13 protein-coding genes are annotated in these 12,716 nt (G+C 58.9%); 7 read left to right on the top strand and 6 right to left on the bottom strand.

The features are described 5' to 3' along the window. The first annotated feature begins 34 nt into the window (after positions 1-34). The 3 genes from BC358_RS13855 (at position 35) to BC358_RS13845 (ending at position 2,660) form a co-directional block, all read left to right on the top strand. Entirely contained in the window at positions 35-793 is a 759-nt protein-coding gene (locus BC358_RS13855; protein ID WP_079366275.1) for an NYN domain-containing protein, read from the top strand. Positions 794-885: 92 nt separating this feature from the next. After that, positions 886-1,743, top strand: a complete 858-nt coding sequence (locus BC358_RS13850) for a DUF5655 domain-containing protein (RefSeq protein WP_256861518.1) — start codon at positions 886-888, stop codon at positions 1,741-1,743. Positions 1,744-1,808: 65 nt separating this feature from the next. After that, the gene (locus BC358_RS13845) at positions 1,809-2,660 is read left to right on the top strand and encodes a DUF6216 family protein (protein ID WP_079366273.1); all 852 of its coding nucleotides are present in this window, start codon (positions 1,809-1,811) and stop codon (positions 2,658-2,660) included. Positions 2,661-2,736: 76 nt separating this feature from the next. On the opposite strand, the gene BC358_RS13840 is transcribed toward BC358_RS13845, so the two are convergent. After that, positions 2,737-3,975, bottom strand: coding sequence for a type II toxin-antitoxin system HipA family toxin (locus BC358_RS13840; protein WP_079366272.1), 1,239 nt, complete (start codon positions 3,973-3,975; stop codon positions 2,737-2,739). Continuing rightward, positions 3,959-4,264 carry a helix-turn-helix domain-containing protein gene (locus BC358_RS13835; protein ID WP_066152520.1) on the bottom strand — a complete coding sequence of 102 codons (306 nt, stop codon included), beginning with the start codon at positions 4,262-4,264 and terminating at the stop codon, positions 3,959-3,961. The genes BC358_RS13840 and BC358_RS13835 overlap by 17 nt, the downstream gene beginning before the upstream one ends. Positions 4,265-4,665: 401 nt before the next feature. Here BC358_RS13835 and BC358_RS21895 point away from each other — a divergent pair, with 401 nt between their 5' ends. From BC358_RS21895 to BC358_RS13810, 4 genes are all read left to right on the top strand, one after another. Continuing rightward, entirely contained in the window at positions 4,666-5,787 is a 1,122-nt protein-coding gene (locus BC358_RS21895; RefSeq protein ID WP_143434307.1) for a hypothetical protein, read from the top strand. A 794-nt stretch (positions 5,788-6,581) separates the two neighbouring features. Beyond that, entirely contained in the window at positions 6,582-6,989 is a 408-nt protein-coding gene (locus BC358_RS22200) for a hypothetical protein (RefSeq protein WP_218669493.1), read from the top strand. Beyond that, positions 6,982-8,553, top strand: a complete 1,572-nt coding sequence (locus BC358_RS13815) for a HipA domain-containing protein (protein WP_256861517.1) — start codon at positions 6,982-6,984, stop codon at positions 8,551-8,553. The genes BC358_RS22200 and BC358_RS13815 overlap by 8 nt, the downstream gene beginning before the upstream one ends. Before the next feature lie 184 nt (positions 8,554-8,737). Then, a complete protein-coding gene (locus BC358_RS13810) occupies positions 8,738-9,460 on the top strand; it encodes a uracil-DNA glycosylase (RefSeq protein WP_143434306.1) in 723 nt (240 codons plus the stop codon). Positions 9,461-9,492: 32 nt separating this feature from the next. On the opposite strand, the gene BC358_RS13805 is transcribed toward BC358_RS13810, so the two are convergent. The 4 genes from BC358_RS13805 to BC358_RS13790 form a co-directional block, all read right to left on the bottom strand. Further along, positions 9,493-9,942: an HAD domain-containing protein gene (locus BC358_RS13805; protein ID WP_079366268.1), complete on the bottom strand. Its 450-nt coding sequence runs from the start codon at positions 9,940-9,942 to the stop codon at positions 9,493-9,495. 143 nt (positions 9,943-10,085) lie between these two features. Next, positions 10,086-10,610, bottom strand: coding sequence for an HAD domain-containing protein (locus BC358_RS13800; protein WP_079366267.1), 525 nt, complete (start codon positions 10,608-10,610; stop codon positions 10,086-10,088). Between the two features lie 50 nt (positions 10,611-10,660). Next, the gene (locus BC358_RS13795) at positions 10,661-10,840 is read right to left on the bottom strand and encodes a hypothetical protein (protein WP_079366266.1); all 180 of its coding nucleotides are present in this window, start codon (positions 10,838-10,840) and stop codon (positions 10,661-10,663) included. Positions 10,841-10,878: 38 nt separating this feature from the next. Then, entirely contained in the window at positions 10,879-12,714 is a 1,836-nt protein-coding gene (locus BC358_RS13790) for a TniQ family protein (RefSeq protein ID WP_079366265.1), read from the bottom strand. Between the last annotated feature and the right edge of the window lie 2 nt (positions 12,715-12,716).

The raw sequence follows: 12,716 nt of genomic DNA, 5'->3' as shown, positions 1-12,716 counted from the left end.
ATGTAAGCCTCAAACCCAAGGGAGGTCCCCACAGATGGCGAACAATCACCACGGCGCAGATCAAGAATCGCGCGTCGCCGTCCTGGTGGACTGCGACAACACCACCCCCGAAATTCTCGAATACGCCCTGCGCGTTGTCGCCCAATTTGGCCGCGTCGTGCTGCGGCGCGGTTACGGCAACCACACCACCCTGGCCAACAAATGGCAGGAAGCACTGGTCCGCCTCGCCTTCACGCCCTGCCTGCAATATCAGTACGCGGCCGGCAAGAACACCTCTGACATCGCGCTGGCGCTCGACGCCGTCGAAGCCTTGTTTGACGAGCGGGCCGACACCTTCTGTCTCGTCACCAGCGACTCCGACTTCGCCTACCTCTGCCGCAAGCTGCGCGAGCGCGGCGCCACCGTGCACATCGTGGGGGAAGCTAAGAGCCCGGACGCCTTGCGCAACGCGAGCGACCAGTTCTTTGAGTGGGTGAAGCCTGAACCTGTCGTGGAGCAACCCCAAGCGGCGAGCAAAGCTGAGGCGGCAAAGCCTGACCCGACAAAGCCAGTAGCCAAACAGCGCCCTTTGTTTGTGGTGGAGGCTGTGGCCCTACTCGCGGCGGATTCGTCGGAAGGCAAGGTCAGTGTGGGTGGTCTTGGCTCATACCTCAAGCGAGCAGATCCTTCTTTCTCGCCCAAGAAATACGGTCATTCTGGTTTGCTCGACATGCTAAAGACCTATGACCTGCTGAAAGTGCAGCAGGAGAGCGGTGGTCATTGGACTGTCCGCCTTGCCTCCACTGTGAACTAAAGAAGGTTCTTATGAGCGACATCAAACTCTTTCGCATTACCAAAAGCCAAGCCACCGAGCTGCAAGGTGCCGCATCGGACCTGGAAAAGCCGATGCAGAATTTGATCGAGGCGAACCTCGACACGTTTCTGAGCATCCGTTTTCTGGCCTCGGAATACTCCACCGGCAAGACGCACGGCGGCCGTATCGATTCGCTCGGGCTGGACGAGAACCACTGCCCCGTCATCATTGAATACAAGCGCTCGGTGGGTGAGAACGTCATCAACCAGGGACTGTATTACCTGGACTGGTTGATGGACCACCAGGCCGAGTTCAAGCTGCTGGTGCTGGAGAAAGTGGGCAAGGCAGCGGCCGACGCCATCGACTGGAGCGCGCCGCGCCTGGTGTGCATCGCGGCCGACTTCACCAAGTTCGATGGTCACGCGGTGCAGCAGATGAATCGCAACATCGAGCTGATTCGCTACCGCAAGTTTGGTGATGACCTGCTGCTGTTTGAACTGGCCAATGCCAGCACCGCCGCCGCCAGCAAGGCCAAGCCCGCCAAAGCCGGCAAGACGCCGGTGAGCATGCCCTCCGCTGCTGGCGGTACCGACAAGACCTTTGCCGAACACCTGAGCGCCTTGCCACCCAGTTTGAAGCTGGTGCTGACCTCGCTGGAGGACTACGCCACCTCGCTGGGCGACGACGTGCAGCGCAAGGAGCTCAAGCTCTACGTGGCGTTTAAGCGGCTTAAAAACTTTGCCACCGTGGTGTTGGCCAAGAAGGGCGTGCTGCTGTACCTGCACCTGGACCCGGCACCCGTGGTGAAGGCGCTGAAGAACGCCAGAGACGTCAGCAACATCGGCCACTGGGGAACGGGCGATGTCGAGATCACGCTGACCTCGATGAAGGAGTTTGACGAGGTCAAGCCGTTGCTGGCGGCGGCGTATGAAGGGCGGGCGCCAACCTGACTTTGACAATCGGTTGGCTGCGCGGCGTTTATTTAGAAGAAGGTTTCGGGAGGTGAGTCTTGGAGATGTTGAGTTCGCTGGTTCAGAGCCCTTTGCTGCAGCCTGCAGCTTTCACGCTCATGAGCATTGTTCTCTTGGCTTTCTTCTGGTGGCGCGCAGGGTCCATCCGCAGCGTGCTGGACAGGTTATGGCACCTGATGGCTGGGCGTTCCGATGTCAATGACCCCATCCTGAAGGAGCTGTTGATCAATAGCCGCGATCTGGAGCGGTTCCGATTCACCTATCGCCTGAAGGTCGACTCACTGGCAGAGGTTCACAAGCTGCACGCATGGAGCGCACAGCATCAGATAGACCTGGCGAACTTGACGGCATTGCGGGACTGGGTAGACCCGAAGCACCCACGGCTCATCAAGGCACCGCCAAAGTCGCTCTTTGTGATCGAGACATTGGTTGTGGGTGTGTTGGCGGTGAGCACTTTTTTCTTTGGCGCACTGCTTCTGCCTTCCGGGGCGTTGCTGCAGACGAAGGAATCGGGCGTCTATTTTCGAGCGCAAGAATCAAGCATTGAACACCCTTTCAGGTGGTGGAGGTATGGCGCCGATAGCTGCCATTCCAACCTCGATTCTGTGATGCGTGAAACGGGGTTCACGCGCAACGAAGCGGAGTTGATATGTGCGGCCCTGAAGGAAGGGAAACTCAAGTCGTTCATTGTTGATAACCAATCTACGCAGCGCTGGCTGTTCGCACTGATGGCAATTGTTTTCGTCCCGTGGATCTTGTCTGGGGTATGGAAGGTAACCGCAGCCCAAGCGGCGTTTGCGATGAGGTCGAAAACTGTCGAAGCTGTTGCGTGCTCTCAACGAAGCCATGAGGAATCAGCGGATATGTCGGGCTCAGGCAGGCAACACGAGGCTTGATCAGTCGTCATGAAACAGTCCGCTCGGCCGAATTGGTGCGTGGCCCAAAAGCTGAACGCAGGCCTTCACGCAGCTTTCAAGCGTCGTACCCGAACCCTTCTTCCCACACCTGCCCCAACTTCCCCAGCAACTCCGCCGGCACCCGCTGATCGCCCCGCGCCTCCTCCAGCGTCGCGCGCATCGCCTCGGCAATGCGCTGCAACGTCTGCGCGGGCTGGCTCACGCCGCAGATGCGGCGCCCGAAGTCGATGAGTTCGTCGCGTGTGGGGTAGGCCTTGCTGTGGTGCTTGCCGGCGAACAGCTTCAGGGCCAGCGTGCGGTCGGTCAGCTCTGGCCCGCCGGGGTACTGGGTGTAGGTGTAGATGGCGGTGGTGACCACGTCGAACAGCGGGGCGAGGCGGATGTCGGTGGCGGAGCGGTAAAGAACGCCGAAGTTCTTGAGGTGGGCGTCGCCGTTGCGGACCATCACGGACAGGGCCACCTGCTCGAAGAAGCGGTGCAGTTCGCGGGCCGGCAGCTGCAGCTGGCGCAGCAGCTCGGCCACGCGCTGGTAGCTGCCCTGGTATTTGCGGTCCGACAGCACATCTCGCACCCTCAGACCGGCCAGCGCCGCGATGTCTTCGAAGCCCAGACGTTCGATGTGTCCGTCGGTGTGGTGAACCAGGTCGAAGCGGTCCAGGATCAGCATCTGCCCGTCGTGCGAAAGATCGAAGCCCGGCGTCTCGATGCCGGCGCGGCGGGCGGCGCTCAGGCACAGGTATTCGTTGGCGGCAAGGCCCGGATAGGCGGGGCTGGCGGCTTTGACGATGAGAGAGGGAATGGGCACCGTGGGCCGGTCGGGCACCATGATCTTGGGTTGCATGCCGGCAATGCCGGCGCCGGTGCTGAGGTAGGCTGCCATGAGATCGTTGAACAGCTCGGGCGTGTAGCGGGTCTGCAGCAGTTCGGCTTTGCTCAGCGTCCTCGGCGTTGCTGGCTCGGGCGTGTCGGGCAGGCTGTAGCCGAGCCGGCCGATGCCATTGCGGCCCACCAGCGCCAGCAGGTGCATGGGCGTCATGGGCTGCTTGGGAAACAGCTGCCGGATCTTCATGAACAGATCGCCCTCGGGCAGGTTCTGGTCCATGGGCGGGAACAGGTCGCCGTCTTGCCAGGTCAGGCGTTCGCTGGCGGGCATGAGCAAGGCCACCGACAGCTGCGACGGGTCAGCGTCGAGGTAACGAAACTCGTAGGTCGACCCCTTGAGCAACTGACCCGCCTGCGCGTGGTCGCCAATGGCGACCTGCAGTTGACGCAACTTTTCAGGCAGCTGGGTCATGGCCGGAGCTTCCGCCCTCTGGCGCGTCTTCGTCGTCCATCTGGAAGCGGCGGGCGACCTCGGCGGCTGACGGCAGGCCGGCATTTTCAAGCCTCAACGACAGGCCAAGGGCAGCCATGACCGCCAGCAAGGAGGAGACTGTGGTGTCCTCACCAGCCTCCAGCCGATAGACGACTTCGCGCACCTTGCCGGCCTTGGAGGCCAGCTCGGATTTGCTCAATCCCAAGGCCTCGCGCCGCAAGCGCAACTGGGCACCCAACTCGTCGGGAAGCCGTATTTTGTCAGTCATGGCTTGCATTTTTGTCATTTGAAGACCTGAATGCAAGTTGCAACTGACTGTAGAGAGACACATAAGCCAAGAAATGCCCCCCTTATGAATCAAGGCTCTCCCGGGCTTCTCGAACCAAAAGGTGAGAAGGCGGGCCTCATAAGGTGAGAAATTCCTCCTGCAGGGGGGGTCTTCCTCCGTACCTCTACGGTGTCATCGCATACGGTCACCCATGGAGACCTTAACCAGAGAGTAACTCCCCTGTGAAGGGTTGAAGGGTCGATGAGAGCACGACGTAGGCCTGCATTTTCCCACCACGGTTTGCTGTTGCTCACAGTACCTCGTTGTTGTTGAATCTTCAAGCATGTCTGCGGCAACGTCGGTAGCCGGTCGTCGGCTCTTGCGCAGGCTGAGGAGGTGCTGTGAAGATTTCGCGTGAAGAGCTGTACCGCAGGGTTTGGGAGAAGCCAGTCACCCATATCGCCAAGGAACTCGACATCTCTGACGTCGGTTTAGCCAAAGCTTGTCGCAAGCATGCGATTCCTCTGCCCCCGGTGGGCTACTGGGTGAAGCTCAAGTTCGGCAAGGCAGGTACCAGACCACCGCTGCCAAAGCTTGCGGTCGAGAGCGAGATAGAAATCGATGCGCGCCGATACCGGCTTGCTCCTCCAGTCAAGGCAGACGAGAACGAACCCAAACTGGTCGTCGTCCCCCAGCCTGAACTTCAGGCTGAAAAGCTCAGCCGGTTCACTGCAGCGACCCGAAAGAAGCTGCTGAGTACGAAGCCTGACAGACACGGCTTCCTTGAGTGCTCGGGCCCAGAACTGTTTTCATGTCGTGTCTCTGAAGGAACAGTGGAATATGCAGCTTTGCTCCTTGACGCGGTGGAGAAGGCACTGCCCGAAGTCCAAGCGAAGCTGGTCAAAGGCGAAAAGGCCCTTGAGTTTGAGCATGACGGCCAGCGCGTCTCGTTCCGACTTTTCGAGCAACATTCAAGAGCTGAGGCGCCCGTGCAGGACCCGTTCTACAAGCGCTTGGGAGGCACTGAATATGTCTATACCTTTACCGGGAAGCTGAGCCTAGAAATCACCAGCTACTTTGACGGGCGCAAGAAGTGGGGTGATGGCGCTCGCGAGTCTTTGAGCGACAAACTCGGCTCGTTCGTCCAAGGTCTTGTGGACGCTGCAAGAGCCCTGAAGAAGCGCGCTCAAGAAATGGAAGCGCAACGGTTGAGATGGGCTGAAGAAGCGAGAGTTCGCGAAGAGCGGGAACGCGAAAATCGTGCGTTGGAGGACTTCAGGCAGAAGCTCTTGGCCGAGGCCAGAGCATCGAACGACAGTCAGTTGATGCTGGCGTACCTGCTTCGCATTCAGGAGCGGTTGGCAGAATCAGATACGCCCCTGGAAAAGCACGCTCATGAATGGCTGCAAAGAGCGCAGCGCATAGCTGAACAAGCGAACCCCGAACTTCGTCGTGTCCGGCGACTCACCGCTGGCGGGGAACCGGACCCCTTCAGTGGCTACTTCGGGCGAGCTTTGATTTGACCGTCTGAACCATGCGTCTCAGACGCATGTCTCCCCTTGCTGCGGGCCCGGCTGTTGGTTGCTGATGCTCCAGAGGGCCCTGCGGTAGTACTGGAGCCAACGCTAGTGCAGAAACGAGCCCGCTTCTTTACCTGCTAGGGAATTGAGGTCGCAGTTTCCTTTCCTTTTGCCACTGCGACCTGGGTGCGCGATAGCACTGCTACCCCGTGAAAGGACGCATCTGTACTGCGGGTATCGGAATAAAAACAGATAGCCTCAAAGGTATTTGTTGCTCTCAAACTCGGGCAGCGCATAGAGTCGTTGTCCGATGGAAGGAGCGCGAAATGCGAGTCCCAAACTGGATTTGTGATGACGGAACTGCCATCTCCTTGGTGCAGATGAGCACTGCACACATTCTGAATGCGCGGACCTATCTTCTGACTGGTACTGGCCCACACGGGCCGATGCTTCGCGCCGAGTGTTCTGGCTTCACCAACGCAGAGTGGGTTCGACTGTTTGAAGCAGAGATTCTGCGTCGCTTAAGAACCTCTCCCGCACCCTCTGGTGGCTGCAGGTGAGTTCATCTCAAGGACAAGGGAGTCATGGCGCCTGGAACTGAGCCAGTTTGTGATTCTTAATCAGTGCGACTGCATAGATTTTTTGGTTTACAGCCCATTTTGAAGGGTAATCTATGCAAACTGATAGATATCGTCTCTGGCGGACCATCTCATAGCGGAATATATGCGTAGACATAGAAAATAGTGACTCGGCGGCGCACTTGACGTACTATCTATGCATCCACATAGATAACCTCCATGCGCATTCCCGTCGACTCCCCAGCTCAGATTGGTGCCGTCTTGCGCCTTGTTCGAAAGACCCAGGGCGTACGCTCTGATGATTTGGCTGGCTCTGCAGGTGTCGGGCCGGTTTTCGTGCTCGACGTTGAGAAGGGCAAGCCGACCATCCAGCTCGGCAAGGTGCTCCTCCTACTGCAGGAGGCGGGCATCAAGGTGAACCTGGAAATCCCGGACAACCTCAACCTGGATGCCCTTCCCAAGGGCCCCAAAAAACGCACGGTCTGGCAGAGCTTGATGGCCATCCTTGGTCGAAACGGTTCCGAGGCATGGGCTCAGTCGGTCGCGCAGTCCATTGCCAAGGGCGCACAGGCTGAGCTCGACACGGCGACTTCCAAGAGTTCCGCGCGGGGCGAGCGCCATGACTGAAGAAGCTCGCGCCGCAGCGGAGATGGCCGCAGTACTGCAACCCTTGGCGCCGACCAACGACACAGCGGCGGAGTATGAACAAGAGAGAACGGCTTCTCTCGAGCTCATCGATTTTCTCAAGCGGCGGACCAGCATCTCCAACCACAGCCCTGCATTGCTGGACAGCTTGCAGGCGAGCCTGAACAAGGGTGAACGTCCTCGCGCCCTTGAGCTTCGCATCGACACCAACCGTGTGGGATGGCTTTTCGATGTGAACGACGTCTGGGTCCTCCAGTACGACGTGAGCTGGGTTTCGAAGGAAGGGGCCTTTGCGCTTTCTCCAAGTCTTGGATTGCGCGAGGATGCCTACGTCGACGGGTCGTCAACTCGACCGGTGCAATGGTTTTTCGACAACCTTTTGCCCGAGGAAGAGCTGCGAAAGTCGCTCGCGAAAGAAGCCCAACTGGCGTTCGAGGATGTTTTCGGGCTCTTGCGCCATTACGGGTCGGAGTCGGCCGGCTCACTCGTCCTGCACCCGCTGGGGCGCCCTCCTGCACAGGAGGGCTTGCGTGAGCTCGCACCAGAGGAACTCAGCGCTCGCATCCGCAACCTTCCCATCGCGCCTCTCACGCAAGGGTCTCCAAAGCGCATGTCCCTGGCCGGTGCTCAACACAAAATGGTCGTGGTCGCCTACTCCAACGAAAAGGGTGAGCTCGAGCCAACCCTTTTTGAACCTTTGCCCGCGACGCCATCCACCCACATCCTCAAGCCAAACTCTGTCGCAGCTGCGTATCCGCATTCAGTAGCCAACGAGTACTTCTCGATGAGGCTCGCCCAACGGCTCAAGCTTGACGTGCCCCCGGTGTTCAGGCTGTATGTCCCCGAGCCCGTTTACCTCATCACACGGTTTGACCGCGCGCAGGACAAGCACACGCGCCACGTCTCACGACTGCACGTCATCGATACGTGCCAGTTGCTCAATCGCTCGCGAGTCCTGAAATACGACCTGGCTCGCCTAGAAACTTTGGCTGAAGCCGTTGAGATGACCCGCTCCAAAGCGCTGGCTCGGCGCAAGCTGTTTCAGTGGATGGTCTTCAACACACTGCTTGGCAACGGCGACTCGCACTTGAAGAACCTGTCGTTTCTCGTCACGCGCTCTGGCATAGAGCTTGCGCCTGGTTACGACATGCTCTGCACAGCGGTCTACGACACACCGGCATTCGCGGACCAGAACGCCATTTGGCCCAGGACCGGTCTGGCTACAACTATCCCCGGCGCGAACAGGTTTGACCAAGTCACCTATGCAGGGCTTCTGGAAGCAGGCATTGCACTTGGCCTCGGAGCCGCAACAGCCCAGCGTCTCCTAGATGGAATGCTCGACCGCATTGAGCCAGCGGCCGACTACCTACTTGAGTCCCTAGCAAAGGAGTACGCCGAAACGGTGGCTCGGCTGGGCACTGGTCATCCCCAGGCACCCCAACCCGCCGTCGAAGCGGGTGAGGGGCGTCTGTTGCGTGCCATCCGACACATCGTCATTTCGAGCATGGTGCAACAGGTCCGGCAGAGCCGTCACGCGAAGCAATGAAGTAACGCCCCCGGGCGCTCTGGTGTCTCGACGACCTGAGAGGACTCCGGGTGAAAGGTCAGACCAGTGCAAGGGTCTTGGGAACCACCTGAAATCTGCTCAACCGATTCTGTCTGGGCTAAACAGAGTGCTCACCTCCAGCCCACATTGCATGCAGCAGGGACTCCAAGTAGCCTCTGCGGGAATGAAAGCTAGTGCACGAACCCCCGAAGCATTCGTACAGCAACTGCAGGCTCTTCCGCCGCTGCCGAATGTGTTCAATCCTTGGCGCGACTTCGATGAGGTCAATGACTCAAGTACTTCCGCACCCAGACAGCGTGCGGAGCAACTGAGGAGCTACCTTGCGCAGCGCTTGAGGACCACGCGCTTGGTGCTAGTTGCCGAGGCGCCGTCTTGGCGTGGTGCGAAGTTCACCGGCATTGCGATGACGTCCGAGCGCATTCTGCTCAACGAGCACCCAAACGTTCCCGCGTCTGCAGTGTTGCCTTCCATCGGCGAGAGGACAAGTAGCGAAAGGCAGTTCCCGAGATGTTTGGCGGAGCAGACCGCCACCATCGTTTGGTCGCATCTTTTGAAGAACGAATTCAGGTCCGATGAGTTTGTGCTTTGGAACGCGTTCCCTTGCCACCCCTATGAAGCCGGCAATCCATGTTCGAATCGCAAGCCAGGGCTTGATGAATTGAAGGTCACCGCTGATGTCCTTCCGAGCTTGTTAGCACTGCTCGGCAAGCCTAAGGTGGTGCCCGTGGGCAAGGTGGCCGAAAGGGCACTGAAAAAGCTGGGCGTTTCGGTGCCAGCTGTTCGGCACCCCGCCAAGGGTGGTGCAAAGAGCTTTCGCGACGAAATTACGCAGTTTGTCGAAGACTTCCCACGTCAGGACGTACCCGCAGAGACTCAACGCGCCTAGCGGATGCCAAGCCTGCGTTGGCCTCCACACTGTCATGTGTCTCTCCCCTGTGCCGTAGCTTCGGGCGTCGCGGTAGACAACAACCATGCAGTCACATCCGCCTGAGCTTGCTCGTCAGAGATGCCGCGCTGGGAATCAAGCAACAGCAAGTTCACCGCAGTACCCGAAAATTCCCGTGCGTCGTCGTCGAGCACCAAGTGATGCTCAATCGCTCGGTTCGCCTGTAGCACTGTCTCAATCGCTTGCTCACGTGGAGCACGAGGTGCACTTCCAGCGAACCTCATGCCTAGCGGACCCAGCAATGCACGTAGTTCAGGGTTTGTGTACTCGTAGCGCCAGGTCGAGTGAACAACGATTTGAACGTCATCGTGACCGCTCAACAAGCTAGTGAGAACCGGCAGCCAACAAAATCGCTCGAGCCCCAAAGACTCTGGCTCCAGCGGGTGAAGGACCCCATCAAAGTCGAGAAAAATCAAACGCATGGCTTTTCCAACCTAGTTCGACGTGTCTGTTGGCGGCGCTTGGACGGCCTGTCCGATGCGGACGAGTTCATCCTCAGGGACAGCTTGCTCAACACCCACTAGACCTCGGCAGAAGGGCAGGCACTAGCTCTTGGGAGGTGGGTCTATTGCGGGTCATTCGACGCATGTTGGAAATGCAACAACCTCGTCTTCAGCGCATCGAGCACACCAGGCGCACTGAGTCCAAGAACGCTATCACAGTGAATCAAATGGTCCCTGTACTCTGGCATCCAACCCTCTGCATCGTCGTCTAGCGCCACCCATCGGCGAGGCTTTCTGCGGGCGACATCGTTGAGGACTTGCATGCCCCGTGGGAGCGCTTCAAAGTCGGACCGATTCATCATTGTGTGAAAAGTCGCCCCGATGACCCGCTCTCTCAGTGCGGGGCTGAGGCGCTTGACGGCACGGCTGTAACGGAGCACTCGAACCCAGGACGTCGACAAAACAATGCGAACTGCTGGGAAAGGTGAGAGCGCATCTTCGAGTAAGTCGGTGTGCTCGAACAGCGCATACCCAGGCGTGTTTATGTAGGCGCCGCGGCGCCAGTGCCACCACACGTCCTCGTGGTGGAGCACACCGTCATAGTCTAGATACAGCACCACCTCACCCTTGCCACGCAGTGTTTTCATGTGTACCTCACTTGAAAGCTGTTCATGGACAGGCGTGGTCTCAGAAGTTGTCACGCAACAGGAACGTCAACGACACAGGCGTGCTCGAACGCGATGGCGCCAGCCGCGCGCCCGATGTCACCCGCAAGAACCAGCACATCGGCTTGACGTGCGGGTCGAATCAAGGCTTCGCTTGGGAACTCGCGTGCCAGGTGTTCCAGGTGCAAATCCGAAGCAAGTTGAATCTGCATGGCGAAATTCTTTCTGAGGGGTCCTTTGAACTGGCTGCTCACGCGCAGCGAGCCTCTTCCCTTAGGGCCGGAAGCAGTGCCGCCTGCGCGAGGTCCGAAAGGCGAACGAGTGCTCCGCGCACCGCACCATTTGGCAGAGGCTTTCCGCCGAACGTTTTGATGCTCCCAAGTCGCTCCAATAGCTCAGATGAGCGGGCATTGAGCGAATGAGCCAGCGATGCCAAGGGAACGAAGTTACTGCTAAATTTGATGAGATGTTCTGGCAACACCACCCGACACGGTTGCCCCCTAAGTACCGTTGGGACCGACTCCAGCAGGCCTTCGTCTATCCAGTGGCTGATGGATTCCCACTTCCATCCCGTTGCCTTTGATAGTGCCTGAACCGAAAGACCGGCCTCGACGGCTTTGGAGTCAAAGAACGTTGCCACGTCGGCTTGAAGGAACTCCAAGTCACCAACGGAACCTGAGCGTCCTACAGGCCGGACATCGCCCTTCTCGATTGCCTTGAGCAAGCGAACAATGGCTTGTCTATCCCCGAGCTTTCGAGCATTCAAGTCCCTCAATTGCAAGCGCTCACCATCGCTGCAACCCTCTCTCAGACAACCCTCGGCCAACCGTGTACTAAGGCGCTCAAGGGCGGCTCGCTCAATGGGAGCTCCCCTGCGAATATCTTGGCGCGCAGCGTAGTCAGGAACCACCAGTCCCGCCTGCACGATGCTCTTGAAGACGGATTCCGGTACGTTCAAAAAATCACGGGCATCCCTCTCGCTTATCCACCCCTGTCTGGATGCCGCGATGGCCTCCACTTCAGCAATGGGTATCTCTCTTGCAACACCCTGATTGGCATACGGTCGGATGACTGCGGCGACCTCCCCTGTTGCCACAGCCTTCACCAAAGTGGCTCGATGAACGCCTATGTGGGCGGCTGCCTCCGGGAGCATGAAGTGCGATGCGGTCCGCCCCTCAAGACCAGCCACGTGGTCAAGCGCCAATACCCCGGAGTACTCGTTAGCCGCTACTCGGTGTACGGCGTCCAGAAACGGATTCAAGGCACCCTCCAGACCGACATCCTTGAGCCGCAGATACCACTTGCCGAGTTTGGTGTTGAGGGTTCGACCATTGGGAGGGCCAAATGCAATTCGGTCGCGGACGTGCGCTTCAAACCCGCGAGGCCAGGCGTGAAGCAAGGATTCGAGAGGCTTCAGGAATTCGACCGACTCCTGAACAGTCTTGGGAGCCGCTGCGTTCTGTCGTGTCACCGTGAGTGCCGGGTCAAATAGCTGGCAGAGGTTTCGCACCAGCAGACTGAAGAGGTCGACATGGACGTCCAACAGGGCTGGGAGACAGTCGCCGCTGCCGGCACCCCGCGAGGAGACGATGGAAGCCACCCATAGCTGCGCACTGGTTGCTGGGTTGGTATGGCTTGTCAGAAGGTTGTGACCACACGCGCAAATGCCAATCTGTTCCCTTGTGTCAGACAGGCGCTGTCCGCAGCCGTCACACTTGTCGACGAGCAGCGTTTTGTGGGTCGAACAAGCGACCACGTACACGTGGTCCCAACTTAACCTGATGTGGGGGGACTCCTGGAGGCAGTGTGGGCAGATGGCGTCGAAACCTGCGCGGCGCAAACCTCGCCACCCCAGTGCAAGCTCTTCGCGAGAGCTCGCGGCATGGCAAGCCGCACTGTCAATGCCCAGCATCTTCGCCACATGCTCTGGGCGACTGAATAGGCTGCTGCGTGTACCTGAAACTTCGCTGAGTCTTGCCAGTTCTTTCCAGCCGTTGAGAGCATTGGCCTCAGACAGGCGGCGGTAGTAACCCAGACCCGACTCGTCGTTCAGCGGGGCGAAGGTCTTAAGTAGTCTCGTTTCCATAC

This window comes from Hydrogenophaga sp. H7 (assembly GCF_002025745.1).
Lineage (GTDB): Bacteria > Pseudomonadota > Gammaproteobacteria > Burkholderiales > Burkholderiaceae_C > Hydrogenophaga > Hydrogenophaga pseudoflava.
Note: the sequence above shows the minus strand (reverse complement) of the source record. Positions and strands in the feature narration are given on the sequence as shown.

Excerpts from the sequence above, each read along its gene's own strand:
- BC358_RS13855 (WP_079366275.1), top strand. The coding sequence starts at position 35 with ATGGCGAACAATCACCACGGCGCAGATCAAGAATCGCGCGTCGCCGTC.
- BC358_RS13850 (WP_256861518.1), top strand. The coding sequence starts at position 886 with ATGCAGAATTTGATCGAGGCGAACCTCGACACGTTTCTGAGCATCCGT.
- BC358_RS13845 (WP_079366273.1), top strand. The coding sequence starts at position 1,809 with ATGTTGAGTTCGCTGGTTCAGAGCCCTTTGCTGCAGCCTGCAGCTTTC.
- BC358_RS13840 (WP_079366272.1), bottom strand. The coding sequence starts at position 3,975 with ATGACCCAGCTGCCTGAAAAGTTGCGTCAACTGCAGGTCGCCATTGGC.
- BC358_RS13835 (WP_066152520.1), bottom strand. The coding sequence starts at position 4,264 with ATGACTGACAAAATACGGCTTCCCGACGAGTTGGGTGCCCAGTTGCGC.
- BC358_RS22200 (WP_218669493.1), top strand. The coding sequence starts at position 6,582 with ATGCGCATTCCCGTCGACTCCCCAGCTCAGATTGGTGCCGTCTTGCGC.
- BC358_RS13815 (WP_256861517.1), top strand. The coding sequence starts at position 6,982 with ATGACTGAAGAAGCTCGCGCCGCAGCGGAGATGGCCGCAGTACTGCAA.
- BC358_RS13810 (WP_143434306.1), top strand. The coding sequence starts at position 8,738 with ATGAAAGCTAGTGCACGAACCCCCGAAGCATTCGTACAGCAACTGCAG.
- BC358_RS13805 (WP_079366268.1), bottom strand. The coding sequence starts at position 9,942 with ATGCGTTTGATTTTTCTCGACTTTGATGGGGTCCTTCACCCGCTGGAG.
- BC358_RS13800 (WP_079366267.1), bottom strand. The coding sequence starts at position 10,610 with ATGAAAACACTGCGTGGCAAGGGTGAGGTGGTGCTGTATCTAGACTAT.
- BC358_RS13795 (WP_079366266.1), bottom strand. The coding sequence starts at position 10,840 with ATGCAGATTCAACTTGCTTCGGATTTGCACCTGGAACACCTGGCACGC.
- BC358_RS13790 (WP_079366265.1), bottom strand. The coding sequence starts at position 12,714 with ATGGAAACGAGACTACTTAAGACCTTCGCCCCGCTGAACGACGAGTCG.